Consider the following 25,963-nt stretch of genomic DNA (forward strand, 5'->3'; position numbering starts at 1 on the left):
ACAAAAATAACATTCATAAATAAACTTTAAAATAGAAAATTCAGAAAATTTCTTCTTTTCTCTTGAAAAATTTTGAAAAAATGGTATGATAGTAACAAGTTATTTTTAAGAGAAGAGAAAGGGGAACAATGGAGAAAATCAGTTTAGAATCTCCTAAGACGGGGTCGGATCTAGTTTTGGAAACACTTCGTGATTTAGGAATTGATACCATCTTTGGTTATCCTGGTGGTGCGGTCTTGCCTTTGTATGATGCGATATATAATTTTAAAGGCATTCGCCACATTCTAGGACGCCATGAGCAAGGTTGTTTGCATGAAGCTGAAGGTTATGCCAAATCAACTGGAAAGTTGGGTGTTGCCGTCGTCACTAGCGGACCGGGAGCAACAAATGCTATTACAGGGATTGCGGATGCCATGAGCGACAGTGTTCCCCTTTTGGTCTTTACAGGTCAGGTGGCGCGAGCAGGGATTGGGAAGGATGCCTTCCAGGAGGCAGACATTGTGGGAATTACCATGCCAATCACTAAGTACAATTACCAAGTTCGGGAGACAGCTGATATCCCTCGAATCATTACGGAAGCTGTCCATATCGCAACTACAGGTCGACCAGGGCCAGTTGTTATTGACCTACCTAAAGACGTATCTGCTTTAGAAACCGACTTCATCTATTCACCAGAAGTGAACCTACCAAGCTATCAACCGACTCTTGAGCCGAATGATATGCAAATCAAGAAAATTTTGAAGCAATTGTCCAAGGCTAAAAAACCAGTCTTGTTAGCTGGTGGGGGGATTAGTTATGCTGAAGCAGCTGCAGAATTAAATGAATTTGCAGAACGCTATCAAATCCCGGTGGTAACCAGTCTTTTGGGACAAGGAACGATTGCAACGAGTCATCCACTCTTCCTTGGAATGGGAGGCATGCACGGGTCATTTGCAGCTAATATTGCCATGACGGAAGCGGACTTTATGATTAGTATTGGTTGTCGTTTCGATGACCGCTTGACGGGGAATCCTAAGACCTTCGCTAAGAATGCTAAGGTTGCTCATATTGATATTGACCCAGCCGAGATTGGCAAGATTATCAGTGCAGATATTCCTGTAGTTGGAGATGCTAAGAAAGCCTTGCAAATGTTGCTGGCTGAACCGACAGTTCATAACAATACTGAGAAATGGATTGAGAAAGTCACTAAAGACAAGAACCGCGTTCGTTCTTACGATAAGAAAGAGCGTGTAGTTCAACCGCAAGCTGTTATTGAACGAATTGGTGAATTAACTAACGGAGATGCTATTGTGGTAACAGACGTTGGTCAACACCAAATGTGGACAGCTCAGTATTATCCCTACCAAAATGAACGTCAGTTAGTGACTTCAGGTGGTTTGGGAACGATGGGATTTGGAATTCCAGCAGCAATCGGAGCTAAAATTGCTAATCCAGATAAGGAAGTAGTCTTGTTTGTTGGGGATGGCGGTTTCCAAATGACTAACCAGGAATTGGCTATTTTGAACATTTACAAGGTGCCAATCAAGGTGGTTATGCTGAACAACCACTCGCTTGGAATGGTTCGCCAGTGGCAGGAATCCTTCTATGAAGGTAGAACATCTGAGTCGGTCTTTGATACTCTTCCTGATTTTCAATTGATGGCACAAGCTTATGGAATTAAAAACTATAAGTTTGACAATCCTGAGACCTTGGCCCAAGACCTTGAAGTCATCACTGAGGATGTTCCTATGCTAATCGAGGTAGATATTTCTCGTAAGGAACAGGTGTTACCAATGGTACCAGCTGGTAAGAGTAATCATGAGATGTTGGGGGTGAAGTTCCATGCGTAGAATGTTAACAGCAAAACTACAGAATCGATCAGGAGTCCTCAATCGCTTTACAGGTGTCCTATCTCGTCGTCAGGTTAATATCGAAAGCATCTCTGTTGGAGCAACAGAAGATCCGAATGTATCTCGTATCACCGTTATTATTGATGTAGCTTCACATGATGAGGTGGAGCAAATTATCAAACAGCTCAATCGTCAAATTGATGTGATTCGCATTCGAGATATTACAGACAAGCCTCATTTGGAGCGCGAGGTAATTTTGGTTAAGATGTCAGCGCCAGCTGAGAAGCGAGCTGAGATTCTAGCGATTATTCAACCTTTCCGTGCAACAGTTGTAGACGTAGCACCAAGCTCGATTACCATTCAGATGACAGGAAATGCTGAAAAGAGTGAAGCTCTGTTGCGAGTCATTCGACCATACGGTATTCGCAATATTGCTCGAACTGGTGCAACTGGATTTACCCGCGATTAATACTCTTCGAAAATCTCTTCAAATCACGTCAGCTTTGCCTTGCCGTAGGTATATGTTACTGACTCCGTCAGTCTTATTTACAACCTCAAAGCAGTGCTTTGAGCAGCCTGCGGCTAGCTTCCTAATTTGCTCTTTGATTTTCATAGAGTATAAAAATATTTTAAATTTGTTAATCCAGCCTAAAAGGCAATAAATAATAGAAAAGAGAGAAAAAACTATGGCAGTTCAAATGGAATATGAAAAAGATGTTAAAGTAGCAGCACTTGACGGTAAAAAAATCGCCGTTATCGGTTATGGTTCACAAGGACATGCGCATGCTCAAAACTTGCGTGACTCAGGTCGTGATGTCATCATCGGTGTACGTCCAGGTAAATCTTTTGACAAAGCAAAAGAAGATGGATTTGACACTTACACAGTAGCAGAAGCAACTAAATTGGCTGACGTTATCATGATTTTGGCACCAGACGAAATCCAACAAGAATTGTACGAAGCAGAAATCGCTCCAAACTTGGAAGCTGGAAACGCAGTTGGATTTGCTCATGGTTTCAACATTCACTTTGAATTTATCAAAGTTCCTGCAGATGTAGATGTCTTCATGTGTGCTCCTAAAGGACCAGGACACTTGGTACGCCGTACTTACGAAGAAGGATTTGGTGTTCCAGCTCTTTACGCAGTTTACCAAGATGCAACAGGAAATGCTAAAAACATTGCTATGGACTGGTGTAAAGGTGTTGGAGCTGCACGTGTAGGTCTTCTTGAAACAACATACAAAGAAGAAACTGAAGAAGATTTGTTTGGTGAACAAGCTGTACTTTGTGGTGGTTTGACTGCCCTTATCGAAGCAGGTTTCGAAGTCTTGACAGAAGCAGGTTACGCTCCAGAATTGGCTTACTTTGAAGTTCTTCACGAAATGAAATTGATCGTCGACTTGATCTACGAAGGTGGATTCAAGAAAATGCGTCAATCAATTTCAAACACTGCTGAGTACGGTGACTATGTATCAGGTCCACGTGTGATTACTGAGCAAGTTAAAGAAAACATGAAAGCTGTCTTGGCAGATATCCAAAATGGTAAATTTGCAAATGACTTTGTAAATGACTATAAAGCTGGACGTCCAAAATTGACTGCTTACCGTGAACAAGCAGCTAACCTTGAAATTGAAAAAGTTGGTGCAGAATTGCGTAAAGCAATGCCTTTCGTTGGTAAAAACGACGACGATGCATTCAAAATCTATAACTAATTGATAGCAATTAAGGTGAAGGCGAGTTGGTGGACTAACTCGCTTTTATAATCAATTCATCTCTCTTTTAAGAGGGTGGATTGTGATAGTATGAAATAGTCTAGGAGAAAAAGATGTTAAGTTCAAAAGATATCATCAAGGCTCATAAGGTCTTGAACGGTGTGGTTGTGAATACTCCACTGGATTATGACCATTATTTATCGGAGAAGTATGGCGCTAAGATTTATTTGAAAAAGGAAAATGCTCAACGTGTTCGTTCTTTTAAGATCCGTGGTGCCTATTATGCCATTTCGCAGCTCAGCAAGGAAGAGCGTGAGCGTGGGGTAGTCTGTGCCTCTGCGGGAAATCATGCGCAGGGAGTAGCCTATACCTGTAATGAAATGAAAATTCCTGCTACTATTTTTATGCCCATTACTACTCCGCAACAAAAAATTGGACAAGTTCGCTTTTTTGGTGGGGATTTTGTAACCATTAAACTAGTTGGGGATACCTTTGATGCCTCAGCCAAAGCAGCTCAAGAATTTACAGTTTCTGAAAATCGTACCTTTATTGATCCCTTTGATGATGCCCATGTTCAAGCGGGTCAAGGGACAGTTGCTTATGAGATTTTAGAAGAAGCTCGAAAAGAATCAATTGATTTTGATGCTGTCTTAGTTCCTGTTGGAGGTGGTGGTCTCATTGCTGGGGTTTCTACCTATATCAAGGAAACAAGTCCAGAAATTGAAGTCATCGGAGTAGAGGCTAATGGGGCACGTTCCATGAAGGCAGCCTTTGAAGCTGGTGGGCCTGTCAAACTCACAGAAATTGACAAATTTGCGGATGGGATTGCTGTGCAAAAGGTAGGTCAGTTGACCTATGAAGCAACTCGTCAACATGTTCAAACCTTAGTAGGTGTCGATGAGGGATTGATTTCTGAAACCTTGATTGACCTCTACTCTAAGCAAGGGATTGTCGCAGAACCTGCTGGAGCTGCTAGTATCGCTTCTTTAGAGGTTTTGGCTGAATATATCAAGGGGAAAACCATTTGTTGTATCATTTCTGGAGGAAATAATGATATCAACCGTATGCCGGAAATGGAAGAGCGTGCCTTGATTTATGATGGGATCAAGCATTACTTTGTGGTTAATTTTCCACAGCGTCCGGGGGCTTTGCGTGAGTTTGTAAATGATATCTTGGGGCCAAATGATGATATCACACGTTTTGAGTATATCAAACGAGCTAGCAAGGGGACAGGCCCAGTATTGATTGGGATTGCCTTGGCAGATAAGCATGATTATGCAGGCTTGATTCGTCGAATGGAAGGTTTTGATCCAGCTTATATTAACTTAAATGGTAACGAAACGCTCTATAATATGCTTGTCTGAGGACTAATAAAAAAATATCATATTATTTGCACAATTGATGTATAGGTGCTATAATGAAGATGAAGAAAGGGGGCGATTCCTATGGACTTAGGAAATCGATTACGCTATTTCTATCATAACTCATTATAGTACCTATGTTTTTTTGATTCAGTTTATAGTAAGGGAGTAAAATTACTTGTTATATGTTAGGAGTTTTTTGAAATCTACTATTTTATATATAGCTAATCTGAAATTTAGCTAAATATAATAGGGATTAGAAAAAATAATCAATACTAATGAGATGCCTTATTATACTGAGATTACTGAGAAGAGTGATGGAATATTCGTAAGATGAAAACAGTAAAAAAATGAAGCATAGAATACTACGGTTTCCTAGCTATTTGTATTTTAATGGGTAGGAGAAATAAAAAGTAAACTTGATAAAGTAAATAACTGGTACAGTTGACCAAATGATTGAATGCTGGTGCAGACATGAAAAAGTCTAAAAGGAGAAAAATACTCGTTAGAAATGGTTTAGAGCAGAAGATTATTTTGTCAAATTTTTTTGTTTTACAGTGGAATAAATAATATGAAATAAGATTAGAATATGTCTAGATTATCGAGAATCAGCATCTGTCAAATACGAATATTATTACATAAATAAGATTTAATAATACAGTTATTTTAAAGAACTATAAAAATTGTTTTCGACAATGAAAAACCTACATATTATCAGCTTTAATAAGATAGTAAGTAAAAATAAGGGCGTTTATTTTATTGAATATATGTTTTTTTATTGACAAAAAGCATAAAAGCGTATACAATTAGATATCGTAAATAAGAAAATAGGAGAAAGACATGGCTAAGTCAAACTTTGAAAAAGTAGAATCAGTTGTTGGCTGGGTTCGTGATAAGAAAATCACAGGCTACCGTATCTCTAAAGAAACGAATGCGCGTGAAATGTCTATCATTGCTCTAGCGCAGGGGCGTGCAAAAGTAAAAAATATTTCGTTTGAAACGGCTCTAGGTTTAATTGATTTCTATGATAAAAATCATGAAAAATTTGAAGATTAATCTTTGGATAATGGCGGATTCTTGAATAAGGTCTGCCTTTTCATTTTGATACTCAATGAAAATCAAAGAGCAAACTAGGAAGCTAGCCGCAGGCTGCTCAAAACACTGTTTTGAGGTTGCAGATAGAGCTGACGTGGTTTGAAGAGATTTTCGAAGAGTATGAGGACAGCAAAAAGACTGCACGGTTGATGCAGCCTTTTCTTTTTATTTGAGATAACGTTGAAGGAACTCTTTTGTACGGTCTTCTTTAGGATTGGTGAAGAGGTCTTCTGGTTCGCCTTCTTCAGCGATTACACCCTTATCCATGAAGATAACACGGTGAGAGACATCACGGGCGAATTCCATTTCGTGGGTTACGACAATCATGGTCAAGCCTTCTTGAGCCAGGTCCTGCATGATTTTGAGGACTTCTCCAACCATTTCTGGATCGAGAGCTGATGTTGGTTCATCAAAGAGAATGGCGTCAGGATTCATTGAAAGGGCACGAGCGATGGCCACACGTTGTTTTTGACCACCTGAGAGTTGTTTTGGTTTCGCTTGCCAGTAGCGTTCTCCCATGCCGACCTTTTCTAGGTTTTCTTTGGCAATCTTTTCAGCTTCTGTACGTTCGCGTTTAAGGACAGTTGTCTGAGCGACAATTGTGTTTTCAAGCACGTTGAGATTTTCAAAGAGGTTAAAGGATTGGAACACCATCCCCAACTTTTCACGGTATTGCATGAGGTCATAGCCTTTTTCGAGGACGTTTTGTCCATGATAAAGGATTTGTCCATCAGTTGGCGTTTCAAGGAGGTTAATGGAGCGTAGGAAGGTTGATTTTCCGCTTCCAGAGCTTCCGATGATAGAGATTACCTCTCCCTTGCGGACAGTAAGTGAAATGTCTTTTAGCACTTCGTTTTGTCCATAGGATTTTTTGAGGTGTTTAATTTCAAGGATTGCTTGTGTCATTATTTCAAATCCTCCGTTTGCATTTGGTTAGCACCTGTAGTATAGGTATCCATGTCCATGCGGCGTTCGATGAAGCGTAGGATACGTGTTACGGTGAAGGTGAGGACAAAGTAAATCACGGCGATGATTGTAAATGTCTGGAAGTATTGATAGGTTTGAGTTGCTACGGTATTTCCTGAGAAATAAAGTTCGACAACAGAGATAACATTCAATACAGATGTATCTTTGATATTGATGACAAATTCATTACCAGTTGCTGGTAGGATGTTACGGACTACTTGAGGGAGGACAATCTTACGCATGGTTTGGTTATGAGTCATACCAAGAGCAGTCGCAGCTTCAAATTGTCCCTTGTCAACTGCTAGGATACCACCACGGACGATTTCAGTCATGTAGGCACCGGTGTTGATTGAAACGATGAAGATAGCAGCTAGTGTGCGGTCAAGGTTGATCCCGAAAGCTTGGGCAGTTCCATAGTAGATAACCATCGATTGAACGATCATAGGTGTACCACGGAAAATTTCAATGTAGACATTGAGAATCCAGCCGACTAGTTTTTGTAGGCCGTAAATGGCTTTGTTTTCAGAGAGAGGAGCAGTACGGAAGACACCAATGGCAAGTCCAATAATGAGACCTATGATGGTTCCGACGATAGAGATTAAAAGAGTGATACCAGCACCACGCAAGAGTTGTTGCCAGTTTTCAGAAAGAATTTTAGCGACTTGGCTAAAGAAACTACTGCTAGTCTCTTCAGTTGTTGTAGCTTCGGCAGGTTGCTCTTTGATCATACGATCCATCAAGGCAACTTGGTCGTCTTTTGAAATGGTTTCAATGCTGGTATTGATTTGACTAATACGATTGTCATCTTTACGAAGTCCAATGGCAATAGCCGTATCTTCTTCCCCAGTTTTGAAACCTGGTTCTACTTGAACCATCTTGAACTTAGAGTTAGCAGCTTCAGCAGTCAGAGCTTCTGGTCGTTCAGAAACATAAGCATCGATAACACCAGCTTCAAGTGCTTGGCGCATTTGAGCGAAGTCTCCCATGGCAGTTTCTTTTTTAGCGCCTGGGATTTGACCAATCAAGTCATAAAGGTAGACACCTTGTTGAGAAGTGATTTTTGCACCGTTAAAGTCATCCAAAGATTTTGCGTTTGCATAAGTAGAATCTTTTTTGACAAGCAAAACTGGTTCGCTAGTGTAGTAACTGCTCGAAAAGGCAATTTCTTGTTTGCGTTCGGCAGTTGGACTCATACCTGCGATAATCATGTCAATCTTACCAGAAGTAAGGGCAGGGACTAGACCTTCCCACTTGGTTTTAACAACTAAAGGTTCTTTACCTAAGTCCTTAGCGATTTTCTTGGCGATTTGAACATCGTATCCGTTAGCATACTGGTTAGTCCCATCGATTTTGACAGCTCCATTGCTATCATCGTCCTGAGTCCAGTTAAAGGGAGCATATGCTGCTTCCATCCCGATGCGTAAATATTCATCGGCTTGAGCAACATTGACAAGTCCCAGCATCAGCAAGAGACTTGTGAAAATAGATAAGTATATTTTTCTCATGATTTCTCCTATTTCTAATCTATTAAAAAATAACTGTCTCCTATTTTATCGAAAAAAACTCTATTTTTCAATATAGGTAAGCCCTTACTTATGAAAAAATGATATAATGATAGCAAAGATAAAAAGGGGGCTTAGTTGATGAAAAAAACTTTTTTCTTACTGGTGTTAGGCTTGTTTTGCCTTCTGCCACTCTCTGTTTTTGCCATTGATTTCAAGATAAACTCTTACCAAGGGGATTTGTATATTCATGCAGACAATACGGCAGAATTTAGACAAAAGATAGTTTATCAGTTTGAGGAGGACTTTAAGGGGCAAATCGTGGGACTTGGACGTGCTGGCAAGATGCCTAGTGGATTTGACATTGATCCTCATCCAAAGGTTCAGGCTGCGAAAAATGATGCTGAACTAGCAGACGTTACTAGCGAAGTGATAGAAGGAGCAGATGGTTATACTGTTAAAGTCTATAATCCAGGCCAGGAAGGCGACACAGTTGAAGTTGACCTTATTTGGAACTTAAAGAATTTGCTTTTCCTTTATGATGATATCGCTGAATTAAATTGGCAACCTTTGACAGATAGTTCAGGAACTATTGGAAAGTTTGAATTTCATGTAAGGGGAGACAAGGGGGCTGAAAAACTCTTTTTCCATACAGGGAAACTTTTTAGAGAGGGAACGATTGAAAAGAGTAACCTTGATTATACTATCCGTTTAGACAATCTTCCGCCTAAGCGTGGAGTTGAATTGCATGCCTACTGGCCTCGAACTGATTTTGCTAGCGCTAGGGATCAGGGATTGAAAGGAAATCGTTTAGAAGAGTTTAATAAGATAGAAGACTCGATTGTTAAAGAAAAAGAGCAAAGTAAACAACTCGTTACTTGGATCTTCCCTTCGATACTTTCTATCTCCTTGTTATTGAGTGTCTGCTTCTATTTTATTTATAGAAGAAAGACCACTCCTTCAGTCAAATATGCCAAAAATCATCGTCTCTATGAACCACCAATGGAATTAGAGCCTATGGTTTTATCGGAGGCTGTCTACTCGACTTCCTTGGAGGAGGTGAGTCCTCTAACAAAAGGAGCAGGTAAATTTACCTTTGACCAACTTATTCAAGCTACCTTGCTAGATGTGATAGACCGTGGGAATGTTTCTATTATTTCAGAAGGAGATGCAGTTGGTTTGAGGATAGTAAAAGAAGATGGTTTGTCCAGTTTTGAGAAAGATTGTCTAAATCTGGCTTTTTCAGGCAAAAAAGAAGAAACTCTTTCCAATTTGTTTGCGGATTACAAGGTATCTGATAGTCTTTATCGTAGAGCAAAAGTCTCTGATGAAAAGCGGATTCAAGCAAGAGGGCATCAGCTCAAATCTTCTTTTGAAGAAGTATTGAAAGAGATGCAAGAAGGGGTGAGAAATCGAGTTACCTTCTGGGGGCTTCCGGATTATTATCGTCCCTTGACTGGTGGAGAAAAGGCCTTGCAGGTGGGTATGGGACTCTCCACTATCTTGCCCTTATTTATTGGATTTGGTTTGTTCTTGTACAGTTTAGATGTTCATGGCTATCTTTACCTCCCCTTACCAATACTTGGTTTTCTAGGTTTGGTTTTGGCTGTTTTCTATTATTGGAAGCTGCGACTAGATAATCGTGATGGTGTTCTAAATGAAGCGGGAGCAGAGGTCTACTATCTCTGGACCAGTTTTGAAAATATGTTGCGTGAGATTGCACGATTGGATCAGGCTGAATTAGAAAGTATTGTGGTTTGGAATCGCCTCTTGGTCTATGCGACCTTATTTGGCTATGCGGATAAGGTCAGTCATTTGATGAAGGTTCATCATATCCAAGTGGAAAATCCAGATATGAACCTCTATGTAGCTTATGGCTGGCACAGTATGTTTTATCATTCAAGCGCGCAAATGAGCCATTATGCCAGTGTCGCAAATACAGCAAGTACCTACTCCGTATCTTCTGGAAGTGGAAGTTCTGGCGGAGGCTTCTCTGGAGGCGGAGGCGGTGGCAGTATCGGCGCCTTTTAAAGAGAGCTATCACTGGCTGAAAAAATATGCTATAATGGAAGATAGAAAAAGGAGTAATCTATGTATCTTATTGAAATTTTAAAATCTATCTTCTTTGGGATTGTTGAAGGAATTACGGAATGGCTGCCGATTTCAAGTACAGGTCACTTGATTTTAGCAGAGGAATTTATCCAATACCAAAATCAAAATGAAGTCTTTATGTCCATGTTTAATGTCGTGATTCAGCTTGGTGCGATTTTGGCGGTTATGGTGATTTACTTTAATAAGCTCAATCCCTTTAAACCGGGTAAAGACAAGCAGGAAGTTCGTAAGACTTGGAGACTGTGGTTGAAGGTCTTGGTTGCCACTTTGCCTTTACTTGCCGTCTTTAAATTTGATGATTGGTTTGATACTCACTTCCATAATATGGTTTCAGTTGCTCTCATGTTGATTATCTATGGGATTGCCTTTATCTATTTGGAAAAGCGCAATAAAGCGCGTGCTATAGAGCCAAGTGTGACAGAGTTGGACAAGCTTCCTTATACGACAGCTTTCTATATCGGACTCTTCCAAGTTCTTGCCCTTTTACCAGGGACAAGCCGTTCTGGAGCAACGATTGTCGGTGGTTTGTTGAATGGAACTAGTCGTTCTGTTGTGACAGAATTTACCTTCTATCTTGGAATTCCTGTTATGTTTGGAGCCAGTGCCTTAAAGATTTTCAAATTTATAAAAGCAGGACAGCTCTTGAGTTTTGGGCAATTGTTTTTGCTCTTGGTCGCTATGGGAGTAGCTTTTGCAGTTAGCATGGTGGCTATTCGCTTCTTGACAAGCTATGTAAAAAAACACGACTTTACCCTTTTTGGTAAATACCGCATCGTACTTGGTAGCATCTTATTGCTTTATAGCTTTGTCCGTTTATTTGTATAAGAAAAACCTTGAAGGGGCAACTCTTCAAGGTTTTAAAATCCAGTCACGGTAATTCCCAACAGACGGACACCTCTTTCTTTCTCGCTTAACTCTTCATAGAGTTGCAGGGCTATTTGGCTTATCTGGCTAGCATCCTGTGTTTTTTGGGTCAGACTTTTTCGTTTAGTAAGAGTTGAAAAGTCCTCGTAGCGGATTTTCAAAATGACAATTTTTCCAGCTTTTTCTTGTTGACTGAGATTGAGAGCGACTCTTTCTGATAGGAGAGTCAGCTCTTTTTTGATGTCTTCTTCGGCACGGAGAATCTTTCCATAGGTTTTTTCCTTGCCGATTGATTTACGAATACGATTGGATTTGACTGGGGAATTGTGGATGCCACGAGCCTTTCGATAAAGGTCATAGCCCAGTCTTCCAAAACGGTCTATTAGGGTCACTTCAGGAACTTCAAGTAGATCAGCGCCGGTAAAAACACCCATTTGATGAAGTCTTTCCACTGTCTTTTTTCCTACTCCATGAAACTTGGAAATATCCATTTGTTTTAGAAAGTCCTCAGCCTGGTCAGGTAGAATCACTGTCAGACCATGTGGTTTTTGATAATCACTAGCCATTTTAGCTAAGAATTTGTTGTAGGAAACGCCAGCAGAAGCAGTTAGATGGAGTTCTTGCCAAATATCCTCTTGAATGAGGCGAGCGATTTTGACTGCTGACTTGATACCGAGTTTATTTTCTGTTACATCCAAATAGGCTTCGTCAATGCTCATGGGTTCTATTAAATCTGTATAACGCTTAAAGATAGCTCGGATCTGGAGTCCCACAGATTTGTATTTCTCATAATTTCCTGAGATGAAGACGGCTTGGGGACAACGCTCATAGGCTTCCTTAGAGCTCATGGCTGAATGGACACCAAAAGCTCGCGCCTCATAACTACAAGTAGAAACAACTCCACGTCCACCTGTTTGCCGGGGGTCGCTTCCAATAATGACAGGTTTTCCTCTGAGTTTAGGATTATCTCTAATTTCCACTGCAGCAAAAAAGGCATCCATGTCAATATGGATTATTTTTCTTGACAAATCATTTAATAAAGGAAAAATCAACATGTCTAGCACCTTTTTATACTCTTCGAAAATCAAATTCAAACCACGTCAGCTTCGCCTTGCCGTAGGTATATGTTACTGGCTCCGTCAGTCTTATTTACAACCTCAAAGCAGTGCTTTGAGCAGTCTGTGGCTAGCTTCCTAGTTTGCTTTTTGATTTTCATTGAGTATTACTGCTTATTTTCTTTTATTATACCCTTTTTTCTGAAAAAAAGAAAAAAGGCTTTATTTTTTTCAAAAATATAATACAGTTTGGGATGAAATATAGACTGTTTTAGAAAAGAAAGTGTAAAAATAGGGATTTATCACTTGTTGAAATCGGTTACTGTGTGGTATACTTGTCTCATGAATGTAACAGATGACTGTTACTAGAAAGAAAAAAGAGGACATTAACATGGTTGTTAAGACAGTTGTTGAAGCACAAGATATTTTTGATAAAGCTTGGGAAGGCTTCAAAGGCGTAGATTGGAAAGAAAAAGCAAGTGTATCACGCTTCGTACAAGCTAACTATACACCTTACGATGGAGACGAAAGCTTCCTTGCAGGACCAACAGAACGTTCACTTCACATCAAAAAAATTGTAGAAGAAACTAAGGCTCACTACGAAGAAACTCGTTTCCCAATGGACACTCGTCCAACTTCTATCGCTGATATCCCTGCTGGATTTATCGATAAAGAAAACGAAGTTATCTTTGGTATCCAAAATGACGAACTCTTCAAATTGAACTTCATGCCAAAAGGTGGTATCCGTATGGCTGAAACTACTTTGAAAGAAAATGGATACGAACCAGATCCAGCTGTTCACGAAATCTTTACTAAATACGTAACAACAGTTAACGACGGTATCTTCCGCGCTTACACTTCAAACATTCGTCGCGCTCGTCACGCACACACTGTAACTGGTCTTCCAGATGCATACTCACGCGGACGTATCATCGGTGTTTACGCACGTCTTGCTCTTTACGGTGCAGACTACTTGATGCAAGAAAAAGTAAACGACTGGAATGCAATCGAAGAAATCGATGAAGAAACAATTCGTCTTCGTGAAGAAATCAACCTTCAATACCAAGCATTGCAACAAGTTGTTCGCTTGGGTGACCTTTACGGAGTTGATGTTCGCAAACCAGCGATGAACGTTAAAGAAGCAATCCAATGGGTTAATATCGCCTTCATGTCTGTCTGCCGTGTTATCAACGGTGCTGCTACATCTCTAGGTCGTGTACCAATCGTATTGGACATTTTTGCAGAACGTGACCTGGCTCGTGGTACATTTACTGAATCAGAAATCCAAGAATTCGTTGATGATTTCGTTATGAAACTTCGTACAGTTAAATTTGCTCGTACTAAAGCTTATGACCAATTGTACTCAGGTGACCCAACTTTCATCACAACTTCTATGGCTGGTATGGGTAACGACGGTCGTCACCGTGTTACTAAGATGGACTACCGTTTCTTGAACACTCTTGACAACATCGGTAACTCACCAGAACCAAACTTGACAGTTCTTTGGACTGACAAATTGCCATACAACTTCCGTCGCTACTGTATGCACATGAGCCACAAACACTCTTCTATCCAATACGAAGGTGTAACAACAATGGCTAAAGACGGATATGGTGAAATGAGCTGTATCTCATGCTGTGTGTCTCCACTTGACCCAGAAAATGAAGAACAACGCCACAACATCCAGTACTTCGGTGCGCGTGTAAACGTATTGAAAGCCCTTCTTACTGGTTTGAACGGTGGTTACGACGATGTTCACAAAGACTACAAAGTATTTGATATCGAACCAATCCGTGACGAAGTTCTTGAATTTGAATCAGTTAAAGCTAACTTTGAAAAATCTCTTGACTGGTTGACTGACACTTACGTAGATGCTTTGAACATCATCCACTACATGACTGATAAGTACAACTACGAAGCTGTTCAAATGGCCTTCTTGCCAACTAAACAACGTGCCAACATGGGATTCGGTATCTGTGGATTTGCCAACACTGTTGACACATTGTCAGCTATCAAATACGCTACAGTTAAACCAATCCGTGACGAAAATGGCTACATCTACGATTACGAAACAATCGGTGAATACCCACGTTGGGGTGAAGATGACCCACGTTCAAACGAATTGGCAGAATGGTTGATCGAAGCTTACACAACTCGTCTACGTAGCCACAAACTTTACAAAGATGCAGAAGCTACAGTTTCACTTTTGACTATCACATCTAACGTTGCTTACTCTAAACAAACTGGTAACTCACCAGTCCACAAAGGTGTATACCTCAACGAAGATGGTTCTGTTAACTTGTCTAAACTTGAATTCTTCTCACCAGGTGCTAACCCATCTAATAAAGCTAAAGGTGGATGGTTGCAAAACTTGAACTCACTTTCTAGCCTTGACTTTAGTTATGCGGCTGATGGTATCTCATTGACTACACAAGTATCACCTCGCGCTCTTGGTAAGACTCGTGACGAACAAGTTGATAACTTGGTAACAATCCTTGATGGTTACTTTGAAAACGGTGGACAACACTGTAACTTGAACGTTATGGACTTGAAGGATGTTTATGACAAGATTATGAATGGCGAAGATGTCATCGTTCGTATCTCAGGATACTGTGTAAACACTAAATACCTCACACCAGAACAAAAAACTGAATTGACACAACGTGTCTTCCACGAAGTTCTTTCAATGGATGATGCCTTGGATGCATTGAGCTAATCAAGTTCTTGAATAATGAAATAAGGAACCCTCGGTCAGTCGACTGAGGGTTGTTTTTGGGCTCTTAAATTCCTTAAGTCAGGTATTGAAATGTCTGACCGGGATTCAAAGATACTTGTTGAGTTGCGGGAGGTATTTGATACTCAATGAAAATCAAAGAGCAAACTAGGAAGCTAGCCGCAGACTGTACTTGAGTACGGCAAGGCGAAGCTGACGTGGTTTGAATTTTATTTTCGAAGAGTATGAAAATAAAAATACCACACTTTGTAAGACACAAGGTGTGGTTGTATTTTATCTCTTAGACCAAGTTCTCTTCATAAAGAGAAGTAGGATTGGGTAAATCTCCAATCGACCTGCAATCATTGCAAAGGAGAGGAGAATTTTTGAGATAGGACTAAAGATTGCGAAGCTAGAAGTGGTTCCTAGAATAGGTCCGATATTATTGAAACAGCTAAAGACAGCACTGGTAACGACCAGAAAATCATTGCTATCTAGGCTGACAATAAAGATAAGCGCAAGCAAAATCATAGCATAGATGACAAAGTACTTGAGAATCTTATGCTGGGTATCCTTATCAATCACCGTTTTATTAACATGGAGGGTCAAAACACGGTGGGGAGATAGGATTGACAAAATTTGATTTTTGGCAATTTTTGAAAGGATAAGGCCTCGAATAACCTTGAGTCCACCTGCGGTTGAACCAGCAGAACCACCGATTCCCATGAGGAAAAGGAGGATAAATTGGGAGAAGAGGGGCCAGTTAGTAATATCTCCATAACCAAAACCAGTCGTTGTAATGATATTGGAAACCTGGAAGAAGGCCATTTCAAAGCTCTTGGAAAATCCTGGGTAGAGATAGAGGGTATTAAGGCTAATCAAGCTTGTAGAAAGCAGCACGATGACCAAGTAAGCACGAAGTTCCTCGTCACCAAAGAAGGCTTTGATGCGACGGAGCATGAGGTAGTAGTAGAGATTGAAATTTACCCCAAAAACCAGAACTCCGATACTAACCAGATAGGTAATCAGTGAGCTGCCATAGTGGGCAATCCCGTCGTTATAGACGGTAAAGCCTCCTGTACCTGCTGTCCCCATAGCAATGACAAAACTATCAAATAGGGGTATGCCAGCCAGATAATAGATGATGACAAAGAGGGAGAAGAGAGCTAGATAAAGGAGATAGAGAATCTGGGCAGTGTTTTTTAGTTTGGATACTACTTTGCCAAAAACAGGGCCAGGAACCTCAGCCTTCATCACTTCTAGGTGGCTATTCTTGGCATTGTCCATAATAGCAAGTGCAAAAACAAGCACTCCCATTCCTCCAATCAAGTGTGTAAAACTTCGCCAGAAGAGGAGGGAGCGACTGAGGACCGAAACGTCGTTCAGAATAGTTGCTCCAGTAGTTGTAAAGCCAGAACTGATTTCAAAAAAGGCATCGATAACGCTGGGAATTTGCCTAGCAAAAACAAAGGGGAGACCGCCAAAGAAAGACCAAAGGATCCAACAGAGGGCCACAATCAAGATTCCCTCCTTGGCATAAATCCGTTGATTTTTTGGCTTTTGTAAAATTCCTGAGCCACCTAGTAATACGAGAATCCCAATCGTTGTAAAGAGGGATGTAAAGACTTGGCTCGATTCATGGTAGTAGATGGCAATCGCAACAGGAACCAAGAGGAGAACAGCTTCAATCAAAAGTAACTTTGAAAGGAGGTAACGAATCATGCTTTTATTCATTTCTCACCTCGCGATCAAGTCATAAATCTTAGTGATGTTTGGCAACAAAGTTGTTACTAGGAGCTTGTCTCCAACTTCCAACATATCCTCCCCAGTTGGGAAAATGGTCTTGCCCTTTCGAATGATGGCTGCAATAAGAACCCCTTTTTTCAATTTCAGTTGAGAAAGAGGTTTGGCAGTCATTTTATTGGCTTCCTTGATATGGAATTGTAGGGTTTCGATTTGGCCATTTGCTAGATGGTGCATGGCTTGAAGGTCTGAATACTGGGCATTAACACGGCCACGAATAAAGTGCATGATTGTATCTACAGCGATGATTTTCGGAGTGATAATGCTTGAGAAATCAGGTGCATGAATAATTTCAAGGAGACTAGTTCTGTTAACCTTGCTAATATTTTTTTGCACCCCGACACTATCCAGGAACATAGAGGTAATCAGATTTTCCTCATCAACCCCTGTTAGAGTCGCAACGGCATCATAGTTTTGAGCACTTTCTTCCAGCAGGATATCTTTTGCGGTACCATCTCCTTGAACGATGTAGAGGTTTGGGAATTTCTCGCTAAAGAAGCTAGCGATTTCAGGATTGATTTCAATAACCTTGGTATCAATACGACTGTCTTTTAGGATACCTAGTAGATAATAGGCGATTCTACCAGCTCCAACAATAAGAAGGCTCTTCACGGCACGAGATTTAAAATAATTATGGAAGAGCATCATATCAACACGGTTACCAGTGACAAAGATTCTATCTTTATCCTGTATGGTCATGTCACCGCTTGGAATGATAATTTGATGATCCCTCTCTATAGCGCAGACAATAACATTGCCAAATTTTTTACGAAAATCAGAAATGGGCATTTGGCAAAGACCGCTGGAAGATTTAACAGTGAATTCCATGAGGCTAACGCGTCCACCAAAGAAACGTTCGACAGAGAGGGCGTTGGGGAAGTCAATGATATTCGCGATAGCGCGGGCAGCCAGGAGCTCAGGGTTAACGATAAGAGAAAAACCGAGAATATTCTTTTCCTTGAAATAAGAGTTAGAATATTCAGGGTTCCGCACCCGAACGATGGTCTCTTTAGCTCCCATTTTTTTGGCTAGAACGGCTGCAATCATGTTCACTTCATCGTATTCAGTCAGGGCAATAAAGATATCACAATCCTGGACACTGGCTTGCTCAAGGATGGTAAAATCGGCCCCGTTACCAAGGATACCCATGATATCAAAGCGATTAACAATATGATTGAGAACAGCTTCGTCTTGCTCAATCAGCAAAACATCATGCTTTTCTGCAACCAAGGAGCGACAGAGGGCAGAACCAACTTTTCCCCCTCCGACAAGGATAATTTTCATAATAAAACCTACTTTTTCATGATGTAACTATCATACCTTTTTTCAAGAAAAAATGCACCTACTAGCTAATAACAAGAGCTTTTAGTAGGAAATTTGCTATAAGGTAAAACTATACCCTAATCAATTGAAATAGCTATTAGCGACTTTCTCTGAAATATGGTATGATAAAGGATATACAAGGAGATAAAATGAATAATAATTTACTGGTATTACAATCAGACTTTGGTCTGGTTGATGGTGCGGTATCGGCTATGATTGGAGTGGCTTTAGAAGAATCTCCAACCTTAAAAATTCATCATTTGACGCACGATATCACGCCTTATAATATTTTTGAGGGGAGCTATCGTCTCTTTCAGACGGTAGATTACTGGCCTGAGGGAACGACATTTGTATCGGTGGTCGATCCAGGTGTCGGCTCGAAACGTAAGAGTGTAGTTGCCAAGACTGTAAAAAATCAATACATTGTCACGCCAGACAATGGAACGCTTTCTTTTATCAAGAAACACGTTGGTATTGTAGCCATTCGTGAAATTTCTGAAGTGGCCAATAGACGTCAAAACACAGAGCATTCTTATACCTTCCACGGTCGTGATGTCTATGCCTATACTGGTGCTAAACTAGCCAGTGGTCACATTAGTTTTGAGGAAGTGGGGCCAGAGCTCAGTGTGGATCAGATTGTGGAGCTTCCAGTCGTAGAGACCATCATAGAAGATTATCTAGTGAAGGGAGCTATTGATATTCTGGATGTGCGTTTTGGTTCGCTTTGGACCTCTATCACGCGAGAAGAATTTTACAAGCTGGAACCAGCATTCGGTGACCGTTTTGAGGTGACTATCTATCATGCAGATATGCTGGTCTATCAAAATCAGGTTGTTTATGGCAAATCATTTGTGGATGTGAGAATTGGGCAACCCATCCTTTACATCAACTCTCTCTATCGTTTAGGTCTGGCTATCAACCAAGGTTCCTTTGCCAAGGCCTATAATGTGGGTGTCGGTTCATCTTGGACCATTGAAATAAAGAAAATAGAATCATAAAATAGGAGAATATAGATGAAAAATCAATCAATTAAACAAGTTGTTGCTGTCGGAATTGGCGCTGCCCTCTTTGTCGTCATCGGGATGATCAACATTCCGACCCCTGTTCCAAATACAAGCATCCAGCTTCAGTATGCGGTACAAGCGCTACTTTCTATTATTTTTGGACCGATTATCGGTTTGCTTGTCGGGTTGATTGGTCATGCAATCAAGGACTCTATTGCTGGATATGGTCTGTGGTGGACTTGGATTATCGCTAGTGGGCTCTTTGGTCTAGTCGTCGGACTCTTTAGAAAATACATTCGAGTAACACAGGGTGTTTTTGAGTTGAAGGATATTGTCTTCTTTAACCTCATTCAGATTGTTGCAAATGCTCTTGTTTGGGGTGTCTTGGCACCACTTGGAGATGTTGTGATTTATCAAGAAGCAGCAGAAAAAGTATTTGCCCAAGGGATTGTTGCGGGAATTGCTAATGCTGTAACTGTAGCTATCGCAGGTACCCTTCTCTTGCTAGCTTATTCACGTACGCAGACTCGTTCAGGAAGTTTGAAAAAGGATTAATATAAGGGAAAAGGCTGGGAAACCAGTCTTTTTGCTGTTTATAGGCTAGTCGGGTAAGCAATTTAGGCTAGGAATCTTGTTGGCGCTAAGATTTTAAGAGAAGAGTCTGCAAGAAGGGCTTGATTTATGATAAAATAGAAGTCTAATACTCTGCGAAAATCTAATTCAAACCGCGGCAGCTCTATCTGCAACCTCAAAACAGTGTTTTGAGCAACCTACGGCTAGCTTCCTGGTTTGCTCTTTGATTTTCATTGAGTAGAAGAAGCGAATGAAGAGAGTAAGATGAAAGAAGCTATAATTGAGTGGAAGGATTTCTCTTTCCAGTATGAAACGCAACAAGAATCGACCTTGCAAGGAGTGGACTTGACTATTTATAAGGGAGAGAAAGTCTTAATTGTTGGCCCATCTGGATCAGGCAAGTCTACCTTGGGTCAGTGTTTGAATGGAATTATTCCCAATATTTACAAGGGTCAGATGTCTGGAGAATTTTTGATTAAGGGGCAAGCGGCCTTTGATATGAGTATCTATGATAAGTCTCATCTGGTTAGCACGGTTTTGCAGGATACAGATGGGCAGTTTATCGGTCTGTCTGTGGCAGAAGATTTGGCTTTTGCTCTGGAAAATGATGTAATAGCTCTAGATGATATGAAAAGTCGTGTTCATAAATGGGCTGAAAAGCTGGCCCTTCTTTCTTTACTGTCTCAGCGTCCTCAGGATTTGTCTGGTGGACAAAAGCAGCGAGTTAGTCTAGCTGGTGTCTTGATTGATGAGAGTCCGATTCTTTTGTTTGATGAGCCACTCGCCAATCTAGATCCCAAGTCAGGTCAGGATATTATCGAATTGATTGATCAGATTCATAAGGAGGAGGGGACGACGACTCTTATTATCGAGCACCGTTTAGAGGATGTTCTGCATCGCCCTGTGGATCGGATTGTCCTGATAAACGATGGTCGTATCCTCTTTAATGGGAGTCCTGACCAGTTACTGGCGACTGATTTATTGACACAAAATGGAATTCGAGAACCCCTTTATCTAACCACTCTACGTCAATTGGGTGTGGATTTAGCCAAGGAAGAACAATTAGCGAATCTGGCTAACATGTCTATCTCAAAAGGCCAGGTTCAGTTGCGGACGAAACTGGTAAAAGAAACCCCAGAATTGCAGTCACTCTTTAAATTAGAGGATGTATCTTTTTCTTATGATGATAGACCGATTTTAAAGTCCCTACATTTGGATATTAAAAAGGGTGACAAGATTGCCATTGTTGGGAAAAACGGAGCAGGGAAGTCAACTCTAGCCAAGGCCTTAAGTAGCTTTATTCAGACGGAAGGTCGCTATCTTTGGGAAGGACAGGATATCAAAGGAGATTCTGTTGCAGAGCGGGCGGAACGAGTAGGCTATGTGCTGCAAAATCCTAATCAAATGATTTCAACCAATATGATTTTTGATGAGGTGGCTCTGGGACTTCGTTTGCGAGGTGTGGAAGAGCAGGAAATTGAAACGAGAGTCTATGAAACTTTGAAAATCTGTGGTCTCTATGAATTCCGTAATTGGCCTATTTCTGCCCTGTCATTTGGTCAGAAAAAACGTGTGACTATTGCATCGATTTTGGTCTTAGGGGCTGAAATTATCCTCTTAGATGAACCGACTGCAGGTCAAGACCAGAAGAACTATACTGAGATTATGGAGTTTCTTGAAGAACTGCATCAAAAAGGTCATACCATTGTCATGATTACCCATGATATGCAATTGATGCTGGATTATTCGGATAGGGCTCTTGTCATGGTGGATGGGGAATTGATTGCCGATACTGATCCAGCTAGTCTTTTGAGCAGTCCTGAGCTGTTAGTAAAAGCCAATCTAAAAGAAACTTCTATCTTCAACTTGGCTAAGAAACTCGACGTGGATCCACTTGCTTTAACGGCATTTTACAAAGAAAGGAGAGAAGGATGCAAGCAAAATTATTTGGTTACCAGCATAGAGATACTGTGATTCATCGCTTGTCAGGAGCTGGTAAACTCCTCTTTTTCATCCTTGTATCATTGGCGGCCATGATTAGCTATGATACCAGACTGCTTGTTCTGATTGCCATCTTTTCGGTTTTTCTCCTCTATTTGTCAGAAATCCGCTTTAAAGATGTTTCCTTTGTAGCCGTTTTTGCGACGGTATTTGCCGTTTTAAACGTCTTGATGGTCTATCTCTTTTCTCCCGAGTATGGGGTTGGACTTTACGGAGAGAGAAGTGTGATTTGGCAGGGAATCGGTGCCTACACTCTGACCAGTCAAGAGCTCTTTTATCTGCTAAATTTGGCTATTAAGTACCTTTGCACCATTCCTCTGGCTATTATCTTTTTGATGACAACCCACCCTAGTCAGTTTGCTTCCAGCTTAAATCAAATTGGTGTGCCTTACAAGATTGCCTATTCAGTCAGCCTGACTTTGCGCTATATTCCAGATTTGCAGGAAGAATTCTTTACTATCAAGATGTCTCAGGAGGCGCGTGGGATGGAATTATCCAAGAAAGCTTCTCTTATGCAACGAATCAAAGGCAATCTGCGCATTATCACTCCCTTGATTTTTAGCTCGCTAGAACGCATTGATACCATCGCGACCGCCATGGAGCTTCGTCGCTTTGGGAAAGAGAAAAAACGCACTTGGTATAGTTATCAGGCCTTGAAAAAAGGAGACTATCTTACCTTGTTCTTGGCAGCCTTGTTTTTAGTAGCTAGTTTACTACTTATCTTGCAGAATCAGGGACGATTTTACAACCCTTGGAAATAGCTTGAAAAAATCAAAAAAATCAAGTCGTTTCTATTGACAATGATTCTGAAAGTGTTATACTAAGAAAGTAGTTTCGCTGATTTACTTCAAACCTGTTGTGAGGTAAGTTAACGATGCCTTAACCACGCTGTTTGCTGAGCTTGACTCCGGGCAGTGTGGCTATTTTTTTGCAATGGTGAAAGGAAGCAAGTCATGACAAATCACATTGTATTATTTGAACCTCAAATTCCACAAAATACAGGCAATATCGCGCGTACTTGCGCTGCGACCAATTCTCCCCTCCATATCATCAAGCCAATGGGCTTTCCTATTGATGACCGCAAGATGAAGCGAGCTGGGTTGGATTATTGGGATAAACTAGAGATTTATTTTTACGAGAGTTTGGAGGATTTCATGTCTCAGATGAAGGGCAAACTCTATCTGATTTCGAAATTCGCGGAAAAAGTCTATTCTGAGGTGGATTTATCGACTGATGAAGACCATTATTTTCTCTTTGGACGTGAAGACAAGGGTTTGCCTGAGGACTTTATGCGCGAACATCCTGAGAAAGCTCTCCGTATTCCTATGAATGATGAACATGTCCGCAGTCTCAATGTGTCTAATACCGTCTGCATGATTGTCTACGAAGCCCTCCGCCAGCAGAACTTTGCAGGTCTTGAGCTCATTCATACCTATGAAGTGGATAAATTGAAATAAAAAATGAAAATGAAAATGAACAAAATGCTTGCGCTTGCAAGCGTTTTTTGTTATGATAAAAGAGTCTTCAGGGCAGGGTGTGATTCCCGACCGGCGGTGACTTTAACTAGGAAATGATCTTTTCCTTCTCTTTAAAGAAGTCCGCGAGCGCAAGCTGATGTGGTGAGATTCCACAACCGACAGTATAGTCTGGATGGGAGAAGACGAAAGAATAGCTTTGTCTGTTCTGATAGATTTATAGCTAAATTGTAACCGTTTGCTCAATAGAGTGCGAGGGAACTTTTGGGGTATAAAAAGTGAGAATAGATAGGGGAATCCTTTCTAACTTCTTCTGATTTTATAGAAAATTGGAGGAACCTGTTATGACAAACACACGTCGACTTTCGACCATTGCAATTTTATCAGCCATCTCATTTGTGCTGATGTACTTTGACTTTCCGCTTTTACCAGCGGCGTCCTTCCTCAAGATCGAATTTAGTATCTTGCCAGTCCTTGTGGGTCTGGTGGTCATGGATTTGCCTGCTGCTCTAGGAATTCTCTTGCTTCGCTCACTCTTGAAATTGCTTCTTAATAGTCAAGGAGTGAATACTTACATTGGTTTGCCGATGAATATCGTAGCTTTGGGAGTTTTTGTCATCGTATTTGCCTTGATTTGGAAAAAGGAACGGACAACCCTTCGTTTTCTACTAGGTTCTCTAGCTGGGACTATTGGTTTAACCGTGGCTATGTTGGTTCTCAACTATGTTTATGCTGTTCCTTTGTACGCTAAGTTTGCTAACTTTGATATTGGAAAAATTTTGGGGCTTTCCAACTACCTAATGACCATGGTATTGCCTTTTAACTTGATTGAGGGTATCATCTTTGCCGTTTCATTCTGGTTGTTGTATGTTCTCTTGAAACCAACCTTAAAACATTATGAAAGATAAACAAACATTTTTAATGAAGGGCAGTTTTGCCCTTTTACTTTTCGTTATTCTTGGCTATATGGTCAAATTTTACCCTGAAACGCTGGTCGGCTTTGATCAACCGATTCAGACGGCTATTCGAGGAGATTTGCCAGATTACTTGACTATTCTTTTTCGAGCCATCACACGCTTGATTGATATCCCAGTGATTATCACTTGGGTTGTCATTACAGCTTTTGTCTTTTATCGTAAGCGGTGGAAGATAGAAAGTTTCTTCATGTTGGGAAATCTGGCTTTGGCAGGACTTTTAATCGTGACCTTTAAAAATATCTACCAGCGCCCGCGACCAGCTATTTTACACTTGGTTGAGGAGAAGGGATTTTCTTTCCCAAGTGGCCATTCTCTGGCTGTGACGCTGATGGTAGGGACTTTGATTGTCATTCTCAGTCAACGGATGAGAAATCCAGTCTGGAGAAAAATCGTACAAATCGTCCTTGGCCTTTACTTAGTCAGTGTGTTGGTATCAAGGGTCTATCTGGGAGTTCACTATCCATCAGACGTCTTTGCCAGTCTCTGTGTGGGTTTGGGAGTCCTGTTTATAGAGTTTCCCTTCTATGACAAGCTCCGCTTCCAATGGCGATTTAAAGGCAAGCAGAAGTGAGTATCAAATTCCATTGAGGAGAAAGAAATGAAAGTCAATATAAAAGATCTCCATCCGACTCAACTATACTTATCAGAAAAGAAACTAGCAGGCATCCAGATGCTTTATCAGTCGGCAGAAATGATCAATGTTGACCCAATCAGTATTCTTGCGTTCGGAGATTGCTTGTTGATTACAGATGGGCATCACAGGACTTATCAGGCTTTATTGGCAGGTCAAGATACGATTTCTGCTGAGTTTGATAGAGACGGCGGTAATGAACTATATCATCTCTATGCGCAAGTCTGCGAAGAAAGAAAAATTTATTCTGTTCTGGATTTAAAAAATCATATCTTACCTCAAGATGAGTATAAAGCAAAATGGTATAACTGGTGTGAGGGTTTTAATCAAGCAGCAACTCTCTTATTGAAAAGGAAAGCAGATGAAACAGACCCTACAAATAGATGATGCACTGCGTCTTGTTCCTTATTATCAGGTCAATCATTGTGAGGAAGCTTTTGCTTGGTATCAGGATGTGAACTTGGTTTACCTCGTAGATGGTGTGAAGAGACCGTACAGTCCAGCGACCTTGGAAGCTATGTATTCCTATTTGGATCAGCATGGTGAGCTTTTTTGGATTGAAGTTAAGGAGAAGGGGGAATGGTTTCCAATTGGGGATGTTACACTATCTCAGGATAATCTTCCCATTGTGATTGGGAATCCCGCTTATCAACATCTAGGGCTTGGGAAAAAGGTTCTAAGTACTTTGATTGAATTGGCTCGAGTAAAAGGATGGAAAGAATTGAAAGTCAAGGAAATCTATACCTACAATCATGCTTCTAGGAGGTGTTTCAAGTCGCTTGGATTTGTGGAAGATGGAGCAACAGAAAAAGGAACGAGTTTTATATTGAAATTAGTCTAATCTAACTTGTTTTTTAACTAAAAATCTGATAAACTAAGTAGTAATTGAATAGAAATCTGCAAGACTAGTAACTCAAGGGAAGTATATCAGGGAGGAGAGCCGTGACTGCAAGCTCTCTATATGAAAGCT

The 25,963-nt window shown here is 40.7% G+C and carries 22 protein-coding genes and 1 riboswitch; of the genes, 17 read left to right on the forward strand and 5 right to left on the reverse strand.

Annotation, left to right across the window (positions count from 1 at the left end; all coding sequences use genetic code 11):
* The first annotated feature begins 128 nt into the window (after nt 1-128).
* From ACLNCP_RS04125 to ACLNCP_RS04145, 5 genes are all read left to right on the forward strand, one after another.
* The gene (locus tag ACLNCP_RS04125) at nt 129-1,829 is read left to right on the forward strand and encodes an acetolactate synthase large subunit (RefSeq protein ID WP_000411747.1); all 1,701 of its coding nucleotides are present in this window, start codon (nt 129-131) and stop codon (nt 1,827-1,829) included.
* The gene (gene ilvN / locus ACLNCP_RS04130; protein WP_020902727.1) at nt 1,822-2,298 is read left to right on the forward strand and encodes an acetolactate synthase small subunit; all 477 of its coding nucleotides are present in this window, start codon (nt 1,822-1,824) and stop codon (nt 2,296-2,298) included. The genes ACLNCP_RS04125 and ilvN overlap by 8 nt, the downstream gene beginning before the upstream one ends.
* 217 nt (nt 2,299-2,515) lie before the next feature.
* Nucleotides 2,516-3,538 (forward strand): ketol-acid reductoisomerase, encoded by a 1,023-nt coding sequence (gene ilvC, locus ACLNCP_RS04135; protein WP_000290683.1) that lies wholly within the window; start codon nt 2,516-2,518, stop codon nt 3,536-3,538.
* A 113-nt stretch (nt 3,539-3,651) separates the two neighbouring features.
* Nucleotides 3,652-4,902 carry a threonine ammonia-lyase IlvA gene (ilvA, locus tag ACLNCP_RS04140; protein ID WP_033685561.1) on the forward strand — a complete coding sequence of 417 codons (1,251 nt, stop codon included), beginning with the start codon at nt 3,652-3,654 and terminating at the stop codon, nt 4,900-4,902.
* Nucleotides 4,903-5,739: 837 nt separating this feature from the next.
* Entirely contained in the window at nt 5,740-5,955 is a 216-nt protein-coding gene (locus tag ACLNCP_RS04145; RefSeq protein ID WP_001130035.1) for a hypothetical protein, read from the forward strand.
* A gap of 204 nt (nt 5,956-6,159) precedes the next feature.
* On the opposite strand, the gene ACLNCP_RS04150 is transcribed toward ACLNCP_RS04145, so the two are convergent.
* Both ACLNCP_RS04150 and ACLNCP_RS04155 read right to left on the reverse strand, forming a co-directional pair.
* Entirely contained in the window at nt 6,160-6,900 is a 741-nt protein-coding gene (locus ACLNCP_RS04150; RefSeq protein WP_268707172.1) for an amino acid ABC transporter ATP-binding protein, read from the reverse strand.
* Nucleotides 6,900-8,465 (reverse strand): ABC transporter substrate-binding protein/permease, encoded by a 1,566-nt coding sequence (locus ACLNCP_RS04155; RefSeq protein WP_084888209.1) that lies wholly within the window; start codon nt 8,463-8,465, stop codon nt 6,900-6,902. The genes ACLNCP_RS04150 and ACLNCP_RS04155 overlap by 1 nt, the downstream gene beginning before the upstream one ends.
* 138 nt (nt 8,466-8,603) lie before the next feature.
* Here ACLNCP_RS04155 and ACLNCP_RS04160 point away from each other — a divergent pair, with 138 nt between their 5' ends.
* Both ACLNCP_RS04160 and ACLNCP_RS04165 read left to right on the forward strand, forming a co-directional pair.
* Nucleotides 8,604-10,493, forward strand: coding sequence for a DUF2207 family protein (locus ACLNCP_RS04160; RefSeq protein ID WP_424844065.1), 1,890 nt, complete (start codon nt 8,604-8,606; stop codon nt 10,491-10,493).
* A 60-nt stretch (nt 10,494-10,553) separates the two neighbouring features.
* On the forward strand, nt 10,554-11,399 hold the full coding sequence (locus ACLNCP_RS04165; protein WP_060627483.1) for an undecaprenyl-diphosphate phosphatase: 846 nt from the start codon (nt 10,554-10,556) through the stop codon (nt 11,397-11,399).
* Between the two features lie 32 nt (nt 11,400-11,431).
* On the opposite strand, the gene dinB is transcribed toward ACLNCP_RS04165, so the two are convergent.
* A complete protein-coding gene (gene dinB, locus ACLNCP_RS04170) occupies nt 11,432-12,493 on the reverse strand; it encodes a DNA polymerase IV (protein ID WP_424844066.1) in 1,062 nt (353 codons plus the stop codon).
* A gap of 391 nt (nt 12,494-12,884) precedes the next feature.
* Here dinB and pflB point away from each other — a divergent pair, with 391 nt between their 5' ends.
* Complete coding sequence (gene pflB, locus ACLNCP_RS04175; RefSeq protein ID WP_424844097.1) at nt 12,885-15,209, forward strand: formate C-acetyltransferase; 2,325 nt, start codon at nt 12,885-12,887, stop codon at nt 15,207-15,209.
* A gap of 291 nt (nt 15,210-15,500) precedes the next feature.
* Here the strand turns inward: pflB and ACLNCP_RS04180 are convergent, their stop codons facing one another.
* Both ACLNCP_RS04180 and trkA read right to left on the reverse strand, forming a co-directional pair.
* Complete coding sequence (locus ACLNCP_RS04180; RefSeq protein ID WP_424844067.1) at nt 15,501-16,940, reverse strand: TrkH family potassium uptake protein; 1,440 nt, start codon at nt 16,938-16,940, stop codon at nt 15,501-15,503.
* Nucleotides 16,941-16,943: 3 nt separating this feature from the next.
* Complete coding sequence (gene trkA / locus ACLNCP_RS04185) at nt 16,944-18,293, reverse strand: Trk system potassium transporter TrkA (protein ID WP_424844068.1); 1,350 nt, start codon at nt 18,291-18,293, stop codon at nt 16,944-16,946.
* Nucleotides 18,294-18,481: 188 nt separating this feature from the next.
* Between trkA and ACLNCP_RS04190 the strand changes: the two genes are divergently transcribed.
* The 9 genes from ACLNCP_RS04190 to ACLNCP_RS04230 all read left to right on the forward strand — a co-directional run bounded on the left by ACLNCP_RS04190 (nt 18,482) and on the right by ACLNCP_RS04230 (nt 25,834).
* Entirely contained in the window at nt 18,482-19,330 is an 849-nt protein-coding gene (locus ACLNCP_RS04190) for an SAM hydrolase/SAM-dependent halogenase family protein (RefSeq protein WP_033685554.1), read from the forward strand.
* 15 nt (nt 19,331-19,345) lie between these two features.
* On the forward strand, nt 19,346-19,891 hold the full coding sequence (locus ACLNCP_RS04195) for an ECF-type riboflavin transporter substrate-binding protein (RefSeq protein ID WP_004257224.1): 546 nt from the start codon (nt 19,346-19,348) through the stop codon (nt 19,889-19,891).
* A 282-nt stretch (nt 19,892-20,173) separates the two neighbouring features.
* A complete protein-coding gene (locus tag ACLNCP_RS04200) occupies nt 20,174-21,883 on the forward strand; it encodes an ABC transporter ATP-binding protein (protein ID WP_424844069.1) in 1,710 nt (569 codons plus the stop codon).
* Nucleotides 21,841-22,671 carry an energy-coupling factor transporter transmembrane component T family protein gene (locus ACLNCP_RS04205; RefSeq protein WP_424844070.1) on the forward strand — a complete coding sequence of 277 codons (831 nt, stop codon included), beginning with the start codon at nt 21,841-21,843 and terminating at the stop codon, nt 22,669-22,671. Before ACLNCP_RS04200 ends, ACLNCP_RS04205 begins: the two co-directional genes overlap by 43 nt.
* 192 nt (nt 22,672-22,863) lie before the next feature.
* Nucleotides 22,864-23,367, forward strand: coding sequence for a tRNA (cytidine(34)-2'-O)-methyltransferase (locus ACLNCP_RS04210; protein WP_000181386.1), 504 nt, complete (start codon nt 22,864-22,866; stop codon nt 23,365-23,367).
* Between the two features lie 59 nt (nt 23,368-23,426).
* Nucleotides 23,427-23,576: riboswitch (FMN riboswitch) on the forward strand.
* A gap of 153 nt (nt 23,577-23,729) precedes the next feature.
* Nucleotides 23,730-24,293, forward strand: a complete 564-nt coding sequence (locus ACLNCP_RS04215; protein ID WP_000185821.1) for an ECF transporter S component — start codon at nt 23,730-23,732, stop codon at nt 24,291-24,293.
* Complete coding sequence (locus tag ACLNCP_RS04220) at nt 24,283-24,933, forward strand: phosphatase PAP2 family protein (RefSeq protein WP_424844071.1); 651 nt, start codon at nt 24,283-24,285, stop codon at nt 24,931-24,933. The genes ACLNCP_RS04215 and ACLNCP_RS04220 overlap by 11 nt, the downstream gene beginning before the upstream one ends.
* Before the next feature lie 27 nt (nt 24,934-24,960).
* Nucleotides 24,961-25,380: a chromosome partitioning protein ParB gene (locus ACLNCP_RS04225; RefSeq protein ID WP_084888194.1), complete on the forward strand. Its 420-nt coding sequence runs from the start codon at nt 24,961-24,963 to the stop codon at nt 25,378-25,380.
* 4 nt (nt 25,381-25,384) lie between these two features.
* Complete coding sequence (locus ACLNCP_RS04230) at nt 25,385-25,834, forward strand: GNAT family N-acetyltransferase (protein ID WP_192855679.1); 450 nt, start codon at nt 25,385-25,387, stop codon at nt 25,832-25,834.
* Nucleotides 25,835-25,963 lie beyond the last annotated feature (129 nt).

The sequence above is a fragment of the Streptococcus sp. CL6.35 genome (assembly GCF_049737915.1).
Classification (GTDB): Bacteria; Bacillota; Bacilli; order Lactobacillales; family Streptococcaceae; genus Streptococcus.

What these genes read in the sequence shown, in the direction of transcription:
- ACLNCP_RS04180 (WP_424844067.1), bottom strand. Translation starts at nt 16,940, where the DNA reads ATGAATAAAAGCATGATTCGTTACCTCCTTTCAAAGTTACTTTTGATT.
- ACLNCP_RS04205 (WP_424844070.1), top strand. Translation starts at nt 21,841, where the DNA reads ATGCAAGCAAAATTATTTGGTTACCAGCATAGAGATACTGTGATTCAT.
- ilvN (WP_020902727.1), top strand. Translation starts at nt 1,822, where the DNA reads ATGCGTAGAATGTTAACAGCAAAACTACAGAATCGATCAGGAGTCCTC.
- trkA (WP_424844068.1), bottom strand. Translation starts at nt 18,293, where the DNA reads ATGAAAATTATCCTTGTCGGAGGGGGAAAAGTTGGTTCTGCCCTCTGT.
- pflB (WP_424844097.1), top strand. Translation starts at nt 12,885, where the DNA reads ATGGTTGTTAAGACAGTTGTTGAAGCACAAGATATTTTTGATAAAGCT.
- ACLNCP_RS04125 (WP_000411747.1), top strand. Translation starts at nt 129, where the DNA reads ATGGAGAAAATCAGTTTAGAATCTCCTAAGACGGGGTCGGATCTAGTT.
- ACLNCP_RS04225 (WP_084888194.1), top strand. Translation starts at nt 24,961, where the DNA reads ATGAAAGTCAATATAAAAGATCTCCATCCGACTCAACTATACTTATCA.
- ACLNCP_RS04200 (WP_424844069.1), top strand. Translation starts at nt 20,174, where the DNA reads ATGAAAGAAGCTATAATTGAGTGGAAGGATTTCTCTTTCCAGTATGAA.
- dinB (WP_424844066.1), bottom strand. Translation starts at nt 12,493, where the DNA reads ATGTTGATTTTTCCTTTATTAAATGATTTGTCAAGAAAAATAATCCAT.
- ACLNCP_RS04165 (WP_060627483.1), top strand. Translation starts at nt 10,554, where the DNA reads ATGTATCTTATTGAAATTTTAAAATCTATCTTCTTTGGGATTGTTGAA.
- ACLNCP_RS04190 (WP_033685554.1), top strand. Translation starts at nt 18,482, where the DNA reads ATGAATAATAATTTACTGGTATTACAATCAGACTTTGGTCTGGTTGAT.
- ACLNCP_RS04215 (WP_000185821.1), top strand. Translation starts at nt 23,730, where the DNA reads ATGACAAACACACGTCGACTTTCGACCATTGCAATTTTATCAGCCATC.
- ACLNCP_RS04150 (WP_268707172.1), bottom strand. Translation starts at nt 6,900, where the DNA reads ATGACACAAGCAATCCTTGAAATTAAACACCTCAAAAAATCCTATGGA.
- ilvA (WP_033685561.1), top strand. Translation starts at nt 3,652, where the DNA reads ATGTTAAGTTCAAAAGATATCATCAAGGCTCATAAGGTCTTGAACGGT.
- ACLNCP_RS04220 (WP_424844071.1), top strand. Translation starts at nt 24,283, where the DNA reads ATGAAAGATAAACAAACATTTTTAATGAAGGGCAGTTTTGCCCTTTTA.
- ilvC (WP_000290683.1), top strand. Translation starts at nt 2,516, where the DNA reads ATGGCAGTTCAAATGGAATATGAAAAAGATGTTAAAGTAGCAGCACTT.
- ACLNCP_RS04195 (WP_004257224.1), top strand. Translation starts at nt 19,346, where the DNA reads ATGAAAAATCAATCAATTAAACAAGTTGTTGCTGTCGGAATTGGCGCT.
- ACLNCP_RS04210 (WP_000181386.1), top strand. Translation starts at nt 22,864, where the DNA reads ATGACAAATCACATTGTATTATTTGAACCTCAAATTCCACAAAATACA.
- ACLNCP_RS04155 (WP_084888209.1), bottom strand. Translation starts at nt 8,465, where the DNA reads ATGAGAAAAATATACTTATCTATTTTCACAAGTCTCTTGCTGATGCTG.
- ACLNCP_RS04145 (WP_001130035.1), top strand. Translation starts at nt 5,740, where the DNA reads ATGGCTAAGTCAAACTTTGAAAAAGTAGAATCAGTTGTTGGCTGGGTT.
- ACLNCP_RS04160 (WP_424844065.1), top strand. Translation starts at nt 8,604, where the DNA reads ATGAAAAAAACTTTTTTCTTACTGGTGTTAGGCTTGTTTTGCCTTCTG.